The sequence below is a fragment of the Lentzea sp. NPDC005914 genome (genome assembly GCF_040629405.1).
Classification (GTDB): domain Bacteria; phylum Actinomycetota; class Actinomycetes; order Mycobacteriales; family Pseudonocardiaceae; genus Lentzea.
Genome location: NZ_JBEXVQ010000016.1, coordinates 58,378 through 75,692, shown reverse-complemented (window position 1 = coordinate 75,692; position 17,315 = coordinate 58,378). Strand labels below are relative to the sequence as shown.

Annotated in this window: 12 protein-coding genes; 7 read left to right on the top strand and 5 right to left on the bottom strand. The window is 70.2% G+C overall.

Features of this window, described 5'->3' with window-relative positions:
* Both ABZ345_RS23190 and ABZ345_RS23185 read right to left on the bottom strand, forming a co-directional pair.
* Complete coding sequence (locus tag ABZ345_RS23190) at positions 1-1,107, bottom strand: acyl-CoA dehydrogenase family protein (RefSeq protein WP_359852257.1); 1,107 nt, start codon at positions 1,105-1,107, stop codon at positions 1-3.
* Positions 1,108-1,188: 81 nt separating this feature from the next.
* Positions 1,189-2,862, bottom strand: a complete 1,674-nt coding sequence (locus ABZ345_RS23185) for a S8 family serine peptidase (RefSeq protein ID WP_359852255.1) — start codon at positions 2,860-2,862, stop codon at positions 1,189-1,191.
* A 304-nt stretch (positions 2,863-3,166) separates the two neighbouring features.
* On the opposite strand from ABZ345_RS23185, the gene ABZ345_RS23180 reads away from it, so the two are divergent.
* The gene (locus ABZ345_RS23180) at positions 3,167-4,093 is read left to right on the top strand and encodes a LuxR C-terminal-related transcriptional regulator (protein ID WP_359852252.1); all 927 of its coding nucleotides are present in this window, start codon (positions 3,167-3,169) and stop codon (positions 4,091-4,093) included.
* A gap of 87 nt (positions 4,094-4,180) precedes the next feature.
* On the top strand, positions 4,181-4,750 hold the full coding sequence (locus tag ABZ345_RS23175; RefSeq protein ID WP_359852249.1) for a hypothetical protein: 570 nt from the start codon (positions 4,181-4,183) through the stop codon (positions 4,748-4,750).
* 68 nt (positions 4,751-4,818) lie between these two features.
* Here the strand turns inward: ABZ345_RS23175 and ABZ345_RS23170 are convergent, their stop codons facing one another.
* Positions 4,819-6,693, bottom strand: coding sequence for a S41 family peptidase (locus tag ABZ345_RS23170; RefSeq protein ID WP_359852246.1), 1,875 nt, complete (start codon positions 6,691-6,693; stop codon positions 4,819-4,821).
* A gap of 118 nt (positions 6,694-6,811) precedes the next feature.
* On the opposite strand from ABZ345_RS23170, the gene ABZ345_RS23165 reads away from it, so the two are divergent.
* Together ABZ345_RS23165 and ABZ345_RS23160 are read left to right on the top strand one after the other, a co-directional pair.
* Complete coding sequence (locus ABZ345_RS23165; RefSeq protein WP_359852243.1) at positions 6,812-9,214, top strand: hypothetical protein; 2,403 nt, start codon at positions 6,812-6,814, stop codon at positions 9,212-9,214.
* Positions 9,215-9,227: 13 nt separating this feature from the next.
* Complete coding sequence (locus tag ABZ345_RS23160) at positions 9,228-9,815, top strand: superoxide dismutase family protein (protein ID WP_359852240.1); 588 nt, start codon at positions 9,228-9,230, stop codon at positions 9,813-9,815.
* A 28-nt stretch (positions 9,816-9,843) separates the two neighbouring features.
* Here the strand turns inward: ABZ345_RS23160 and ABZ345_RS23155 are convergent, their stop codons facing one another.
* Entirely contained in the window at positions 9,844-10,899 is a 1,056-nt protein-coding gene (locus ABZ345_RS23155; RefSeq protein ID WP_359852237.1) for a helix-turn-helix domain-containing protein, read from the bottom strand.
* Between the two features lie 181 nt (positions 10,900-11,080).
* On the opposite strand from ABZ345_RS23155, the gene ABZ345_RS23150 reads away from it, so the two are divergent.
* The 3 genes from ABZ345_RS23150 to ABZ345_RS23140 all read left to right on the top strand — a co-directional run bounded on the left by ABZ345_RS23150 (position 11,081) and on the right by ABZ345_RS23140 (position 16,901).
* A complete protein-coding gene (locus ABZ345_RS23150; RefSeq protein WP_359852234.1) occupies positions 11,081-13,663 on the top strand; it encodes a type 2 lanthipeptide synthetase LanM family protein in 2,583 nt (860 codons plus the stop codon).
* A gap of 25 nt (positions 13,664-13,688) precedes the next feature.
* A complete protein-coding gene (locus ABZ345_RS23145; protein ID WP_359852232.1) occupies positions 13,689-13,877 on the top strand; it encodes a hypothetical protein in 189 nt (62 codons plus the stop codon).
* Positions 13,878-14,027: 150 nt separating this feature from the next.
* Positions 14,028-16,901 (top strand): AAA family ATPase, encoded by a 2,874-nt coding sequence (locus ABZ345_RS23140; protein WP_359852229.1) that lies wholly within the window; start codon positions 14,028-14,030, stop codon positions 16,899-16,901.
* Here ABZ345_RS23140 and ABZ345_RS23135 read toward each other — a convergent pair.
* Positions 16,850-17,248 carry a hypothetical protein gene (locus tag ABZ345_RS23135; RefSeq protein ID WP_359852226.1) on the bottom strand — a complete coding sequence of 133 codons (399 nt, stop codon included), beginning with the start codon at positions 17,246-17,248 and terminating at the stop codon, positions 16,850-16,852. The genes ABZ345_RS23140 and ABZ345_RS23135 overlap by 52 nt on opposite strands.
* Positions 17,249-17,315: the final 67 nt, after the last annotated feature.

Sequence of the window (17,315 nt, the reverse complement as noted above, 5' to 3'; positions counted from 1 at the left end):
TCACCGGAAACCGGGTGCGGTGGGTGGCAGCCCCATGAGCACGGCGCCGGCGGCGTCGTACATCGCGGGACCGAGGAACGCGTGTTGCTTCGGGACGAGCGCGTCACCGAACAGCAGCTGCAGCGGGTGGCCGGTGTTGATCGGCGCGGTGCCGGAGACCTCCAGCAGCCTGCCGGCGACCTCCGACGAGGTCTTGGCCAGATGGGCGGCGGCGAGCCTCAGGTGGGCGTTCTGCTCGTCACTCACGTCGTCCCCGGTCATCACGGTGTCCCAGACCTCGTGGCTGAGCTCGTAGAACCACGCCCGCGCCGAGCGCAGTGCGGCTTCACAGGCGGCGACCTCCGCACGGTAGTAGGGCCTGTCGGCCAGTGCCGGTGCGCCGGTGACCCCCGTGTACCCGGCACCGGCCGCCGCGGCGTAGTCCAGCGCGGCCCGCGCGACGCCAGCACCGACGACGGCCAGCACCTGGGCCGCGTAGGCGATGGTCGGATAGCGGTACAACGGCTCGTCGATCGTCGATGCGCCGCCACGGACGAACGTCCACTCCCGGGGCACCTCGACCTCGCGGACGACCAGGTCGAACGAGCCGGTGCCGACCATGCCGACGACGTCCCAGTCCCGCACGATCTCGACCTGGTCCGGCGGCAGCAGGGCGACTCTGGGCTTGCCCGCGGTGCCGCTCTGGATGCCGACGCCGAGAACGTCCGCGCCCACGCACCCGCTGGCGTACTTCCAGCGGCCGTCGACCACGAACCCGCGCGCGGTCGGCCTGGCCTGCTGGACGGGGAAGAGCCCGCCGGCGAAGACGACGTCGGGGCCGTCGCGGTAGAGCTCGGCCTGGGTGTCCTCGGGCAGCGCGGCGAGGTAGACGAGGCCGGACCCGAAGCTCGCGACCCAGCCCGTGGACCCGTCGACCACCGAGATGCGTTCGATCCGGTCGAGGAACTCGGCGGGCGGCAACGGTTCGCCGCCGAACCTGGCCGGTGCCGCGGCCCGGTAGATCCCGGTCTCCTTGAGCCGGGCGATGAAGTCCCTCGGCACGTACCTCTGCTCTCGGAACTCCGCCCTGCGTTCGGCCAGCTCCGCGAGCACGTCGTCGAACACCATGAATCCGACCTTGGCACAGAATGTGAAAGGGCGGCGCCTTCCTCAGGATGGAAGGCACCGCCCCTCGGCGAACTCGTGGAGCTATTGCAGGGTCAGGTTCCAGGAGTTGATGTACCCGGTGTCACCGGAGTACACGTCCTGGACCCGCAGCTTCCACGTGCCCGCCGCGACCTCGGACGAGGCGTTGACCGTGTAGGTCGCCACCACGTTGTCGGCACTGTCCGAAGAGGACGAGTTCTTCAGCCGGTAGGCGGTGCCGTCCGGCGCGACCAGGTCGATCACCAGGTCGCCGCGGTAGGTGTGGACGATGTCCACGCCGACCTTCACCGCCGACGAAGCGTTACCGGACAGGGTGGACACGATCGACGAGGTCACCGCGGCACCGCGGTCAGGGATGGCGACGTCGGTCGTGTTCTCCAGGCCACCGGAGGGCGGCGGCGTGGTGTCGATCGCGTTCACGGCCTTGGTCGCGTCGGCCAGGCCCGCGCCACAGCCACCGGAGCAGGTGCCGGGGATCGGCCGGGCGTTGGTCTTGATCAGGTCCTTGACCTGGGCCGGCGTCAGCGACGACTTCTTGGCCACCAGCAGTGCCGCGAGGCCCGCGATGTGCGGAGCGGCCATCGACGTGCCCTGGTACGGCTTGTAGGTCTCCGAACCCGGCGTGGTGGCACCGGTGTTCAGGGTCGACCAGATGCCGTTCTCCGGCGTGGTGATGGTGCCGGGGGTGTCGGTGCCGCGACGGGTCTCGCCGCCGGGCGCCGCGACGTCGATGCGGGAGCCGAAGTTCGAGTAGAAGGCCTTGTTGCCCTCACGTCCCAGCGCCGCCACGGTCAGCACGCCCGAGCAGTTCGCCGGGGTGAAGTTCGCGACGTTGGCGTTCGAGTTGCCGGCCGCCACGACGACGGTGGTGCCGCGGTTGATCGCGCCGTTGATCGCGTTCTGGTAGGTCGTCGAGCAGGACGACTGACCGCCCAGCGACATGTTGATGACCTTGGCGGGCGTCGCGTTGGCCGGTACACCGCTCACGGTGCCGCCGGACGCCCAGGTGATCGCGTCGGCGATGTCCGAAGTGGAGCCACCGCACTGCGCCAGCACGCGGACGGGCTGGATCTTGGCGTCGTAGGCGATGCCCGCGATGCCCTTGCTGTTGTTCGTGGACGCGGCGATGGTGCCGGCCACGTGGGTGCCGTGCCAGGACGAGTTCTGGTCCGACGGCGGGGACGGGTTGCCGGACGCGTCGGTGCCGCAGTCACCGGCCTTCATCCAGTCGCCGTTGTCCGACGGGTCCGCGTCGCGGCCGTTGCCGTCACGTGCACGCGAAGCGTCCGACACAAAGTCGTACCCCGCGACGACCTTGCTCGCCAGATCGCTGTGCGCCACGTAACCGGTGTCGATCACGGCGACGGTCACGCCCGCGCCGGTCGTGCTGGACCACGCGCCGGGCACGTTCATGCCCGCGGTGGCCTCGAACAGGTCCCACTGCCGGGAGTACTCGGTGTCGTTCGGGTCGGCGAACGGCTGCATCAGCAGGTCCGGCTCGACATAAGCGACGTCGGGGTCGCTCTTGAACGCCTGGATGGCCGAGTCCGCGTTGGCGGTCTTCGAGCCCAGGTCGACGACGACGGCACCGCTGGACATGCGGCGGTGCACGGACTTGCCCTTGCTCTTCACATCGTCCGAGGCAGCGGTGTCGGACGAGGCTTCGGCGGTGCCGGGCTTGTAGCCGACGATCAGCCGTTCGAACGGGCGGTTCACCTGGGTCGAGTCCGGTTGGGACTGAACCGGGGCGGGGGCAGCGTTAGCGGGTGAGATAACGCTGAGCACGGCGGCGGAGACAGCCGCGGCGCACACGCTCGTGCGTCGCAATCCGTTCACGTGAGGTCCTTCCACGCAGGGCCTTCGCGTGCCGTTGAGGGCGTCAGTGTTCTGAACCGGCTGCGGAGGTTGACGAGGACCGTAAGTCGGGTCACACCGGCGAAAACAGGTCTGGCGGAGTCCGAATAACGACACTGGCGTGTTCACGACAGGTGTACTGGGCTGAATGGCGCACAATATGGCCGTGTTCGGACACTTGGGCGTCGCGCCGGAGCTAACGGCCGTTTACGAGCTTCTGGTAACGGGAGGTAGCCGCACCACGGACGAGATCGGCGTCGCACCCGACCTGCTGGCGCAAATGCGACAGCTGGGCATCGTCCGGCACCTGCCGGGCGACGTGTGGCAGGCCGTCGCGCCCGACCTCGCCGTGGAGGCGCTCATCGCGGCGCGCGAGGACCAGAACCGCAGGGCCCGCGCGGACGTCGGCCCGCTGATGGAGCTCTACCTGCGCAACCGCGACGAGGAGCAGGCGGACGACGCGTTCGTCGAGACCGTGACCGGCGTCGGCGCGGTGCGGGAGCTGTGGCACACGCTGCTCAACGGCGCCCGCGACGAGGTGTGCGTGCTCGACCAGCCGCCGTACGTGACGCCGCTGGGCGAACACGTAGCGCTGGAAGACGAGACGCGGCAACGCGACGTGCAGTGGCGCGTGGTCTACGACCGGTCCGCTGTGGACCTTCCCGGCCGCGTCACCGAGATCATCGAACTGGTCGCGGCGGGCGAACGGGCCCGCGTCACGCCGACGCTGCCGTTCAAGCTCGCCGTGATCGACACGCACGCCGCGGTGCTGCCGGTGGCGAACGGCGACGTCGTCGACAAGGTGCTGCTGATCCGCCCGTCGGCGTTGCTGGACGTGCTGCGCTCGACGTTCGAGCTCTACTGGGACAAGGGAATCCCGTTCAGCCCGGGCGGGATCTACGCGGCGGCGGCCGATGTGGACCCGAACCTGCTGGGACTGCTCGCGGCCGGGCTCACCGACGAGTCGATCGCGCGGCAGCTGGGTCTGGCACCCCGGACCGTGCAACGGCGAGTGCGGCAGCTGATGGACCGATGTGGGGCACAGACCCGGTTCCAGGCGGGAGTGCAGGCGATGCGGCGCGGCTGGCTCTAGGCCACACCACGGAAAAACTCGTGTGCAACCTATGGTGATCTTGGGGCGTCTCTGAGATTGAGAGGTTAATACTCACCAGGGGGATTCATGCGCATGCGCAACGTGATGACGGCTGCCGTTGCAGGCCTCGCACTCCTCGGATTCGCGAGCTCGGCATCGGCTTCGACGGACCTCACGTGGCCGCCGAAGGACGTCAAGCCGGTCCACAAGACCAAGGCGGAGCTGCAGAAGCAGGCCGACAGGTTCTCCGCACACCAGAAGAAGGCGTTCCCGCGTGCCTTCCTCGGCGCCAGGGACGTCGTGACCGGCAACTGGGGCGGCGAAGCCGAGGGCGTCTTCGACGACATGCAGTACATGGGCAACTCGGTGTCGTTCACCTACAACGGCGCGAACGTCTCGACGTTCACGCAGGTCAACGCGCCGGGCTTCCACAAGCTGTCGCCGAAGGAGTACTGCGAGACCACCACGTGCACCGCCACCGTCAGCGACCATCGCGGTGGCGTGACCGTCCTCGCCAAGGACGACAGGTTCGGCATCGTGGAGGCCCGCAACTTCCGCCCGAACGGTGAGGTCGTCTGGGTCCAGAGCTGGACGCCGGGCACGGAGAAGCAGCTGGCGGCCGTCGCCTCCGACCGCGCCTTCACCTTCACCAAGTAAGTAAGTACCAGGCGGTACAACAGGAGCGGGCGCTTCCGGTCATGGAGTCACCGGAAGCGCCCGCCCTGTCAACTGGCGACCTTGCGCGCGGCCACCAGCTGTCCGTCCGCGAACCCCTCGACCCGCACCTCGGACCCGGTCGCGCTCAACGTCGCGGTGTGCGCGCCGTCGGTCACGTCCAGCGAGGTGGCCGGGCGGCCGTCGACGTAGACGTCCACCCGGTCGAGGTTCACGGTGTCCAGTGAGACGGTCGTTCCCGCGACCGCCACTCCGAGCCGCCGCACCGGCATCGCGGCGAGCAGCGACCCGGCACGGGCGAGCAGATCGACGTTGCCCTGCAACAGGTCCGCGCGCGTCAGCTTGTGCTGGTGCGTCGGCCGCACGCCCAGATCCTCCACGGGCGTCCCGGAAAGCTTGCCGACGCGCAACGTGCGGCGGATCGCCACGCGCATGTTCGCCCTGCCCGGCAACGGCTTGTACGGCGACTCGGAGTCGCCCGGCGCCGGGATCTTCAGCAGCTGCGCGAGCAGCCCGTGCGTCCACACGTTAGCGCCGCCGGCACCGGTGTTGTCGTCCACACCGAGGATCGGGCCCAGCTCGTGGTCGGCCCAGCCCGCGGCGAAGATGTCGGTCGCGGAGTAGCAGCGCGCGTCGGTGATCAGCAGCACCGGGCCGTGGTAGGTCTGGCCCACCTCGTTCGCGCCGTCGACCGGCGTGATGGTGTGGGCGCAGGAGAACGCCTGCCCGGTCTCGGTCGAGGAGTCCAGCGACGGGAACCACGGGCCGAGGTCGATCTGGCCGGTCGGGTCGTCCGCGTGACGGCGGCAGATGCGCAGGTTCAGCGGCGTGCTCAGGAACTGCACGGGTTCCGGGTCGATGCGGCGCGGCGTCATCGTCTGCAGCAGGAACTCCGAGGCGAAGATGTGGCCGCCGCCGTTGTCCCGCACGTCGACGATCAGCCCGTTCTGCGGCAGCAGAGCCGCGAGCCGCACGAACTCGGTGCGGAACGCCTCCGGGTCGTCGACGCTGAACGTGAAGATCCGCAGGTGGCCGAACTCGCCGGACGGCGTGGTGACCGGGCGTGCCCGGAACACGCCGGGCATCGTCGTCGGCACGTCCTGCACGGCCATCGCGACGGCGCCACCGGCGGCCTCGGCCTGCACGACCTTGGGCGCGTGCAACAACTTCTTGGCGCGCGCCTTCTCGTCGGAGTCGAGGTCGACGCCCTGCGCGGCCGCGGCGGAGCTGAGCGAGTCGACGTCGGTCATCGGCGGCAGGTTGTCGGTCACCTGCCAGTCGACGCGGATCTCCTCGGAGCCGGCCGCACCGACGAACGTGACGACGACCCAGTCCTCGTCGGGCGGGAGCTGGATCACCAAGGGGCGCAACGTGAGCGACTCCAGGCCGCGGGCGAGGTTCGCGGCGGTGTTGCTGCCCGCGAAGATCGCGCCGTTCAACGCGACGGCACGGCCGATCGGCACGCCGTTCCAGTGCGTGACCTCGGTGCCGACGGCGAACCCGTCGAAGCCGGCGACCGCGCGGGCGACGAGGTAGTGCTCGGTGCCGTCCTCGTCGAAGCAGTGCTCCAACTGGAACGGCAGAAACGCGATCTTGCCCGCGAACGGCGCGGGCAGCAGGTAGTTCGTGTGCAGGTCGCGCACCGAGTGGAAGGTGCTCGACAGCTCGCGGTGGAACTGCCACTCGGGCTCGGCCGTGGCGTCGGTCTGCCGTTCGAGTCTGGCTCGTAAGACCCTGAGTCTTTGCACAGGATTCACCGCGTGCATCGCGACTTTGAGAGGCAGGTGCGCGTAGTTCTGTTCCAGCAGGACCAACGCCTGGTCGACGATGAGCTTGCGCTGCGCCAGGGTGAGCGTGCCCGCGGTGGCGAGGAACTCGGCGAGTCCGACGGAGTTTGCGACGTTCGGGTGAGCGGTTGTGGTCATGGTGGGGCCTCCTTGCCAAGTAGAGGCTTTCCAGGGCGGTTGGATACACCTATTTCACCCGTTCGGCCGCTAACTGGAGCAGTTTTCCGGACGACAACTGGAGTAAAGGGAGGCCGCGGTGACGTCGACGAGCCCACGTACCCTTGAACTGCGCATCCACGGGGTCAACAACACGCCCCCGCCCGCGATGCTGGCGCTCCCCGACCACGCCGTCGAACAGTTCCGCGGGGACAGGTTCGGCAGCTTCTGGCGCCCGAAACCGGACAAGGTCGCCGAGCTGCCACCGGATCACGCCGGACGAGTGCCCGAGGCCGTGCGGCGCGAGGCGTACTCGTGGGGCGGGATGGCGCGCAGCAGCCCCGGACTGCCCGGCAGCGGGGTGCCGTCGGTGCTCGCGAACGCGCTGGGGCGCATCGGCTGGGCGTTGTTGCTGCCGTTCGGGCTTGCGAACGTCGCCTACTGGTCTCGCAAGCTCCCCGACGACTCGACGCCGACCACGAAGCGGATGGTGTGGTGGAACGCCGGGCGCGGCGCCGCCTCGACGCGGCTGTTCGGGCTGGGGCTCACGGTGCTGCTGGTGCTGTCGGTGTGCGAGGTCGCGATCGACATCTACGCGATCCAGTGCGCGTTACCCGGGACCACGTGCAAGCGGCTGCCGGAGTTCCTGGACCTGCTCGGCGATCCCGCGCGGCACATCCGGGTGCTGGCCGCGTCCGCCGTGCCGGTGTTGCTGCTGCTGGGGTTGCTGGCGCTCACGTCGTTGTCCCGCAGCAGATACGAGATGACGACGATGCGCCGGTCCCCGGTGCGGCGGCCCGGCGTGATGCTCAGCCGGTCGTCCATGTGGGAGGGCAGCCCGCGGATCCGCCGGCTCACCCGGCTGCACATCGCGGCGGGCTGTTGCGTGGTGGTGCTGGTGACGAGCGCGCAGCTGCTGCAGCACGCGTTCTTCCTGGTGCTGACCGTGCTCGCGGGCGGCCTGCTGGCGACGGTCATGGCCAGGGTCGTGGTGACCACGACGGACTGCCCGGACGTGCCGTCGACCGAGAAGGGCGGCCTGTGGTCGTGGCTGCTGATGATCTCGGCGGTGATCGTGCTGGTGGCGCACGGGTTCGGGCTCTACGCGATCGCGCCGGTGTTCGACGGGCCGCTGTGGCTGACGTCGTGGGGGCCGCCGGTCGTCACGGTGGCGCTGCTCGGGTCCGTGCTGGCAGCGTGGTCGTGGCGGCGCAACGACGCCAAAGGGCCGTTGATCCTGCTCGTGCTGTTCGTGGCGTTCATGGTTGCCACGTACTGGGTTTCGCTGTCGTGGATCGGTGCCGCGCTCGTCGGCGTGGTGCTCGCGTGGCGGGCCCGGCCGCGGCACGGTGACGAGTGGCAGGCCTGGCGCGGCGCGGGTCCCGGTGTGCTGCTGGGGTTGTCGCTCACCTCGTCGGTGATGCTCTCGACGGTGCTGGTGCTGACGTTCCGGGGCTGGGTCGGCACCGGGCTGCGCGCGCCGTCGTTCTACTCGTGGTTCAGCGCGGCCTTCGCGGTGGCGCTGGTTCCGCTGGTGCTGCTGGTGATCGCGCAGGCGTTCACGTTGTTGTCGCGGCTCTTCCAGCCCACCGCCCTGGACAGCGAGGCCGACGTGCTCGTCGTGCGAGTGCGGCACGTGGTCGCCGTCTCGCACCGGGCCGAGACCGTCATCGGTGTGCTGTCGACGCTCGGCGTGCTCGCGCTGATCCTGACCTGCCACCTCACGTTCGACGCGCCGTCGTGGTCGCAGTGGCGGGGCGTCACGTGGGTGCTGGGCAAGGGCGACTGGGTCACCGGGCTCGCCGGGGTCGCGGTGATCGGGTCGTTCGTCGGCGCGGGGATGCTGACGAACCGGCGCCCGCTCGGCCTGCTGTGGGACCTGATGTGCTTCCTGCCGCGCACGGCACACCCGTTCGCGCCGCCCTGTTACGCGGAGCGCGCGGTGCCGGAGATCGCGGACCGGACCCGCGAGTTCCTCGACGAGTCGCCGGACAACCGCGTGGTGCTGTCCGCGCACAGCCTGGGCGCCGTGCTGGCCGTAGCCGCGCTGTACGCGTTGCCGGAGGGGTACCTGGGGCGTGCGCAGCTGCTGACGTACGGCGTGCAGCTGCGGCCGTACTTCGGGCGGATCTTCCCCGAGCTGCTCGGCCCTGTGGTGCTCGGCACACCGGAAGTCCGTGCGGGCGCGCTGTTCTCGTGCGACCCGTGGCGCCGGCAGCCTGGCGCCACACCGGATCGCGGCCTCTCTTTCCTGCTGGGTCCGAACTGGATCAACCTGTGGCGCCGCACCGACTACCTCGGCTTCCCGGTGCACGGCTGGGACGACAACACGGTCGACCGTCGTGCCGGGGAGACGAACGGCTCACCGGACAAAGTGGAGACTCACGGCGGCTACCACCTGTGCGGAGCCTATCGAGACGCGTTCCGCGACCTCGTCTCACTTGATCTGAACCAGTCACCCGATGGTGAACGTGGAGGGGGTGGGAACCTGGAACGCAGCTGACTCAAGGAGAAACATGCGCACGACTGTGGCGGCCCTCGTGGGTGCCGTACTGCTCACCGGCGGACTGGCCGCTTGTTCGAGCGAGACTCCGTCCTCCGCGCCCCAGGCGCCGGAGATCAAGCCGGTGGCGGAAACCGCGGTGGCCGAGCCCGCCGCGTCCGGTGACCAGCCCAAGGGCCTCACCTACGACGTCAAGCGGATCCCGTTGGGCGCCAAGCTCTCCGCCGGCTCGTCCGTCGAGAACGGACAGACGACGGTCGAGCTGAAGGTGTCCGGCCTGCTGCCGAACACGAAGTACGGCTCACACGTGCACACCAAGCCGTGCGGCGCCAAGCCCGCCGACTCGGGCCCGCACTACCAGAACGACAAGGACCCGGTCACGCCGAGCGTCGACCCGAAGTTCGCCAACGCGGAGAACGAGATCTGGCTCGACTTCACCACCGACGCGCAGGGTGCCGCGACCGGCAAGGCGAGGGTGAAGTGGGAGTTCCGCAAGGGCGAGGCGAACGCGGTCATCATCCACGCCACGCACTCCAGCACCGAGCACGGCAAGGCGGGCACCGCCGGTGACCGCCTTGCGTGCCTGACCGCCCAGTTCTGATTCGGGCGCAGTTCTGATCGGTGCAGTTCTAACAGGGCCAGGTCAGGGCCACACCCCCCGCGAGATGTGGCCCTGACACCGGTTCCAGCACCGCCGCACGCACGAGGTTGAGCACCTCGTATCGGGGTCCCGCGCGACGGACCAGTCCACGCACGCTCAGAGCGCGTGCGACGTGCTCGTTGTCCCCGTCACCGCGATCGGCCATGCGCACCAGCACATCGCGTTCCTCGACGTCCAATGTGGACAGCGAGAGCCGCAGCGAGTCGCGCAGGTGGGCCGAGGTCGGGTCCAGCGGATTGGTCCGCAGCCGCTCCAGCAGGTGCTCGGGCGAGTAGACCATGAACCACCCGGCGGCGAACTCCAGTGCCGACGGCAGCCCGTCGAGCTCGCGCACCAGCCCGATCAGCGCGGCGTGGTTCGCGGCCTCCTGCCGGAACCCGGGCCGCACCCGCCGCACGTGCGTCACGAGCAGCTGCACCGCCGCGTCGTCCGCCAGTGGTGCCAGCGGAAAGACGTGCTCGCCCGGACTCCCCGTCGGTGCGAGCGACGTGACGATGACCCGCAGCCTCGGGTGCGAGGCCAGCAACTCGACGTCAGGACTGTGGTCGGTGACGAGGACCGTGTCCTGGTTGTCGTCGATCGCCGGAGTGCGCGACGCGGGCAGCCACGCCACCGACCAGCCGAGCCGGAAGTGCAGCTCCCCCGCCACCTCCAGCGCGAGCCGCGTCTTGCCCACCCCGCTGACGCCGGTGATCGTCACCAGCCGCCGTCCGTCGACGAACAGGTCCATCAGCGCGGCGGACTCGATCTCGCGGCCCACGATCGCCGACGACGGCGCCGGTGGCGGCACCGACACGGGCCCGGCCGGCCTTCCCCCGGCCTCCTGCAGGGTCGCGCGGCTGTCGTCGTCCAGCCGGAGCCCGGCCGCGAGCAGCCGCACCGTCTCGGCGCGCGGCGATCTCGTGCGGCCGCACTCCAGGTCGCGGATGGCCCGCACGCTCACCATCGCGAAGTCGGCCAGCTGCTGCTGGGTGAGGCCGACACGGATGCGGTAGGTGCGCAACAGCTCCCCGAACTCCCTCATGCCCGCTCCCCTCTCAGGTCCCGGACCGCAAACTCCCTCATGCTCGTTCCCCTCTCCGGCCACGAGTCTCAGGCCGCCGGGGTCTCGAAACATGGGGGGCGATCCCCCATATTCACGTTCACCGCAAATCTGGGGGCGTGCCCCCCATGTGTTCCGCGTGCGCGCATGCGAGGTTCTGCCGGTGACCTCCGCGGCTGAGACCACCACGGGCGAGAGCTGGACTGCGGCCTTCGCCCACGCGCTGCGCCCGCTGATCGACGCCGCCCGCATCGAGGTCGCGCCCCCGTTCGACGCCTCGTTCGCCGAGCAGCTGGGCCGCCGCCTGGTGGGGATCGCGACCCGCACGCTGGTGCTGGAGCTGCACAACGCGCGCGGCACGCTCGTCGGGGACTCCCCGGCCGAGCGGTTCACGTCGTTCACGCGGAACCTGGACCTGCCGGAGTTGTTCGCCCGCTACCCGGTGCTGGCGCGGTTGCTCGCGCAGGCCTGTGAGCAGGCCGTTTCCGCGCACCACGAGCTGTCGTCGCGCTTCACCCGGGACCGCGCGGAGATCATCAGGACGATCTTCGGCGGGCTGGATCCGGGTGCGCTGGTGGCGATCGAGACGGGCCAGGGCGATCCGCACCAGCAGGGCCGGACGGTCGCGGTGCTGACCTTCGAGTCCGGTGACCGGCTGGTCTACCGGCCGCGGCCGGTCGAGCTGCACGTGCACTTCGTCGCCCAGCTGTCGTGGCTTTCCATGCGAACTGGAATGAACTTCCGCTCGCCGCGGCTCGTGGCGCGCGACGGGTACGGGTGGCTCGAGTTCGTGGAGCACGCGCCGTGTGCGGACGTGCCGGGCGTGGCCGAGTTCTACCGGCGGCTCGGGGCGTTGCTCGCGCTGCTCTACGCGGTCGACGGCACCGACATGCACTACGAGAACCTGATCGCGTGCGGTGACCAGCCGGTGCTGGTCGACGTGGAGACGCTGTTCCACCCGACGCCTTCGTCCTCCGACGATCCGGCCGCGCTGGCCCTCGCACGGTCTGTGCATCGGACGGCGTTGCTCCCCCACGTGCTGATGGGCGACAACGGCGTCGTGGACGTGTCCGGGGTCGGCGGTGACCAGGGCGTGCCGTCGCCGTTGGACGTCGTCGACTGGGCCGACGCCGGAACGGACCGGATGCGGCTCGTCCGGCGCCCCCGCGAGTCCCCAGGGGCGTTCAACCGGCCGTTGCTGGGTGGTGTGCCGGCCGAGCCCGCCGACTACCAGGAATCGCTGCTGGCGGGGTTCCGCGCGGGCTACGACGCGATCGTGGCGCACCGAGGCGAGCTGCTGCGCTTGGTCCGTGCGTGCGCTGACGACGAGGTGCGGTTCGTGGCGCGTGCGACCCGTCAGTACGCCGTGTTGTTGGACGAATCCACGCATCCGAGCGTTCTCGTCGACGCGATGGACCGCGACCTGGCGTTCGGCGTGCTGATCGTCGACGACCCGTTGCTCGACCGGCTGGTGCCCTTCGAGGTGGCGGACCTGTGGCGTGGTGACGTGCCCCTGTTCACGTGCCGGCCGGGGTCGCGCGACCTGTGGACCACGTCCGGGCTCCGGCTGCCGGGGATGCTGCCGGAGCCCGGACTGCACGCCGTCGAACGCAAGATCGCGGCGATGAGCGAGGTGGACCGGCACGACCAGCAGTGGGTGATCGCGGCCGCTCTGGCGTCCCGGCCACGGCCGGTGTCGCATCACTCCGGCGGTGCTCTGCCCGGTCACGTCGCCGCGGTGGACCCGGATCCGGCGCGGCTGCTGGTGGCGGCGTGCGGGATCGCGGACCAGATCCTCGCGCACGCCGTGAAGGGCCCGGATCGCGTCAACTGGCTGGGGCTGGAGCTGATCGACGACCGGCACTGGACGGTGCAGCCGCTCGGCGCCGGTCTGTCCAACGGCTACACGGGGGTCGCGCTCTTCCTGGCCGAGCTGGGTGCTTTGACCGGTGCCGCCCGCTATGTCGACTTCGCGCGTGACGCCGTGCGTCCGTTGCCGCGGCTCCTGGACCTGTTCGCGTCAACCCCGGAACTGGTCACGGCGGTGGGTGGCGGGCTCCACGGCCTGGGCGGGATCTGTTACGCGCTTTCGCGCCTGACCCCGTTGCTCGGCCTCGACCCCGGACTGCTCGCGTCCGCCGTGTCGCTGATGCCGGTGGAGGACACGTCGTTCAGCGTCGTGGACGGCGTCGCCGGCTCGCTCGCCGCCATGCTCGCCGTGGGCACGCCTAAATCCATGACGCTGGCGACTCACTACGCGTCGCTCCTACGTGGGGCGATTTGTTCTGCTAATGGGTTCGCCCGCGGCCATGCGGGAATCGGATGGGCTCTGCGGCGTTACGCCGAGGCGGTTTCCGACGAGTCCTTCTATGTGGCAGCAGAGGCCTTCTTCGAAAGCGACGCGATCGACCCGACCGACACCGGCTGGTGCACGGGTCTGGCCGGCGCCGCACTGGCCCGCTCGGACGAGCGGCTGGGTGTGGCGCTGGCATCCCGGGAACCGTTGCGGGACATGAGTCTCTGCCACGGTGAACTGGGCGTCGTGGAAGCCCTGGCCGCACACCACCCCAGTGCCGCGACCCGCCGCACGGCACTGCTGCTGGGAGCACTGGACGAACACGGCGCCCGCTGCGCCACCCCGGGAGGCGTCCCGTCGCCCGGTCTGCTCACGGGCCTGGCCGGTATCGGCTACGGCGTGCTGCGCCAAGGGTTTCCCGTGCCGTCGGTCCTGCTGCTCGAACCGTGACACCAACAGATGAGGAGAGCGTCTGATGAACGAGTCCCTGCACCGCCCGACCGCCCTGCCCGAGCCGGTCGAGAGCGTGATCGGGGAGATGGAGCTCACGCCGAGGTCGAAGGCAGGCGCCCGAGCTCGCGCGCTCGCCGGACTGACGCTCGCGGTGAGTGCGTTCGCGTCCATCACGCCCACGTTGTCGGACCCGACCGTCAGCGTGCAGTGAGAGTCAAGACCGGATGAGGGGGGCCGGGCGAGCAGCCCGGCCCTTCGCGTTGATCGCGGAAAGATCCTTTCCTGATCTCACCGGGCTGTCGCGGCGAATACGCCTGAGCAGCCGACACGGACGACGTCACCCTGCCGTTAAGGTCCTGCCATGCAGACCCGAGCCCCCCACGTGGTCGGCCGCGATCGAGAGGTCACGGCCCTCACGGGGGCACTCAGGCGCACCCGGACAGGGCAGGGAGGAGCGATCTTCCTGACCGGCGAGGCCGGTATCGGCAAGTCGCGGCTGGCCCGGTACGCGGCCGGGCAGGCGTACGGCGAGGGCATCCGGGTGCTGAAGGGACGCGGCACGACGATCGGGCCGATGGTGCCGTTCCGGCCGATCGCAGAGGCGTTGCTCGGGCTCTTTCGCGGCGAACCGCCGGACGACTCCGCGCTCGGACCGTACAAGCCGGTGCTGGGCACGCTGATCCCGGAGTGGCACGACCACCAGTCCACGACGGAATCCGTCGTGGTCCTGGCGGAAGCGGTGCTCAGGCTGCTCGCGTCGGTCGCCAGGACGACACCGTGCCTGCTGGTCCTCGAAGACCTGCACGACGCCGACGCCGAGACGCTCGCGGTCATCGAGTACCTGACGGACAACCTGGAAGACCAGCCCGTCCTGCTGCTCGCCACGAGCCGCAACGAACCGGGCAACGCCCTGGAGCTGATCCACCGGATCGTGCAGAGAGGCGCGGCCACGCCGCTGGAGCTGCGCAGGCTGACCCGGCCCGAGGTCGAGCAGATGACCGCCGCCTGCCTCGAGAGCGAGCAGATCCCGGCGGAGCTCTCGGATCGCTTGTGGACGGACAGCGACGGAAACCCGTTCGTCATCGAGGAACTGCTGCACGGCATGGTGAGCAGCGGCCTGCTCGTCGCAGGCTCCACCGGCTGGCAGGTGCTCGGCGAGCTGAAGCTGCCGGTCCCGGCGGCGTTCGTGCGCAGTGTCGCCCACCGCACCGACCGCCTGGGGCCTCAGGGACGCGAGGTGCTGTCGATCGCGGCCGTGCTGGGTCACCGGTTCCCGCTGTCCGTGGTGCAACGGGTGACCGGCACCGACGACCGCCAGCTCCTCAGCCATCTGCACGCCGGTGTGGCCGCACAGCTCGTGACGCCCGACGAGCCCGCCCCCGACTGGTACGCCTTCCGGCACCCTCTGACCGCGGACGCCCTGCTGGCGCAGCTGACCCCCGGCGAACGTGCGGAGCTGTCCCGGCGCGCGGCCGACGTGATCGAGGACCTGCACCCCGGGCTGACCGGCGACTGGTGCCCGCTCGTCGCGAAGCTCAGGTTCGACGCCGGATCGCCGGCCCAGGCCGGACTCCTGTTCGCCGAGGCGGGAAAGCGGGCGCTGACCTCGGGTGCGGCGGGGTCCGCGGTCACGTTGCTGGACCGCGCGCAACGGCTGCTCACCGACGACGCGCGCGCCGAGGTGCTGGACTCCCTCCTTCCGGCTCTCGCGGAGACCGGCGAGTTCGAGCGCGCCTTCGGGTTCGAGAAGGACCTGGCGGAACTCAAGGACGGGCCAGGAAAGGCGAAGCTCCACACGCGACTCGCGCGCGTCGCGCACCAAGCCGGACGGTTCACCTACGGGGTCGAGCAGGTGCGCATCGCCCGTGCGCTGCTCGGACCGGACGCGCCCGACGAGCTGACCGCGCAGCTGGACGTCACCTCGGCCTACCTGTCGCTGATCAGTCCGAGCTCCGACCGGGTCGAGTCGGCGGCGAGCCTCGCGCGGCAGGCGGCGGAGGCGGCGGCACGGGCCAGCCTTCCCGCCGTCGCGTGCGAGGCGTGGCAGCTGCTCGGGATCATCGCGCGCGAACAGGATCTCGACGAGGCCAACAGGTGCTTCGACAAAGCGCGCGCACTGGCGGACACGCACCAGATGCCGATCCAGCACATCTACGCGCTGGTTCGGTTGGCGGGCAACGACTGGCTCGCCAACGGGAGCACCGGCACGCTGGAACGCGCGCACGGTGAAGCGTGCCGGGCGGGCGCGATCACGGTGGCGTACAGCGTGAACGCCATCATGGCGCTGCAGCTCGTGCTGGCCGGCGACTACGACGAAGCCGCCGAGCAGGTCGAGAGCTGCCTGGAGGCCACCGCGCGGCTGCGGTTCCACTCGCTGACCCGGTACCTGTTGATGGTCAAGGCGACGCTCGCCGCGCATCGCGGCAACCGGCAGGAGACCGACGAGGCCGTCGGCAAGTTCGAGGCGGTCGCGAAGAACGGTGGCGCCCAGGAAGTTCCGCTCTGTTACGGGCTCGCGCGCGCGTTCTGCGCCCTGCTCGAGGAGAACCACGTGCTGGCGATGCAGGAGCTCGACCTCGCGGAGGCCAGGGAGTCGGAGAGCCCCACCCCGTTCCACCTCTCCGGCTCGCACGGCACGCGCGTGCTGCTCGCGGTGCTCGACGGCCGCTTCGGCTGGTCCGACTACGAGGTCCTGGCGAAGTCGAGTGCCGCCGGCATGCGCTGGAACCGCCAGTTCGCCGACCTGGCCCACGCCGTGCTGCTCGGCCGCGACGGCAGGTACGCCGAGGCGCGCCAGGCGTTCGACAGCGCCCAGGAGGCGGCCTCGCTGTACCCGATGGCACGGCACCTCGGGCTGCGGCTGGTCGCGCCGGAAGCCGAGGCGTGGGGCGACCCGGTGACGTGGTTGCGCGCCGCCGAGGAGTACTTCCACCAAGCGGGGATCCCGCCGGTGGCCTCGGCGTGCCGGGGGTTGTTGCGGCAGGCGGGCGCGCCGGTGCAGCAACGCCGCACCGGTACCGACCAGGTTCCGAAACAGCTGCGCGGGCACGGCGTGACGGTCCGCGAGTTCGAGGTCTTCGTGCTGCTCGCCGACCGGATGGGCAACAAGGCGATCGGCACCCGCCTGCACATCTCGCCGCGCACGGTCGAGAAGCACGTGGCGTCGCTGATCGCGAAGACGGGTCAGCCGGACCGCGAGTCCCTGTCGGCGTACGCGGCGGCGCTGAGCCGCTGACGCTCGCGCTTCAGCCGTGCCTCGAACTCGTGCCGCTTGCCGCCGCCCAGGTCGTTCCTGGCAGCACGCGTCACGTCCCGGAACACGTCGTAGTAGGTGTCGTCGTACTGCTCGACGATCTCGAACGTCCACCGGCCCGGCAACACGTTCCTGCCGAGCAGCTCCCGCTGAACCCGGTCGGCGTGCTCGTGGTGGCCCGCCTGGCGCAACAGGGTGATCGCCTCGTCGAGGGTGAAGTCCGCCGTTCCGGTGAGCTGGTGGAACGAGTAGAGGTGGCCGCGGGCCCGTTCGGTGGTCTCCAGCGCCAGGCTGAGCTTGCCGAGCGCCTCGATCGTCTGGTCGTCCATGCCGCTGCGAATACCCACCGAGGGTTTGCGTCTACCCCCGCCGGGTAGTCGATCACCGGCCGTGTTC

Coding starts and splice junctions, on each gene's coding strand:
- ABZ345_RS23155 (WP_359852237.1), bottom strand. CDS start 10,899: ATGAGGGAGTTCGGGGAGCTGTTGCGCACCTACCGCATCCGTGTCGGC.
- ABZ345_RS23145 (WP_359852232.1), top strand. CDS start 13,689: ATGAACGAGTCCCTGCACCGCCCGACCGCCCTGCCCGAGCCGGTCGAG.
- ABZ345_RS23175 (WP_359852249.1), top strand. CDS start 4,181: ATGCGCATGCGCAACGTGATGACGGCTGCCGTTGCAGGCCTCGCACTC.
- ABZ345_RS23160 (WP_359852240.1), top strand. CDS start 9,228: ATGCGCACGACTGTGGCGGCCCTCGTGGGTGCCGTACTGCTCACCGGC.
- ABZ345_RS23140 (WP_359852229.1), top strand. CDS start 14,028: ATGCAGACCCGAGCCCCCCACGTGGTCGGCCGCGATCGAGAGGTCACG.
- ABZ345_RS23170 (WP_359852246.1), bottom strand. CDS start 6,693: ATGACCACAACCGCTCACCCGAACGTCGCAAACTCCGTCGGACTCGCC.
- ABZ345_RS23135 (WP_359852226.1), bottom strand. CDS start 17,248: ATGGACGACCAGACGATCGAGGCGCTCGGCAAGCTCAGCCTGGCGCTG.
- ABZ345_RS23190 (WP_359852257.1), bottom strand. CDS start 1,107: ATGGTGTTCGACGACGTGCTCGCGGAGCTGGCCGAACGCAGGGCGGAG.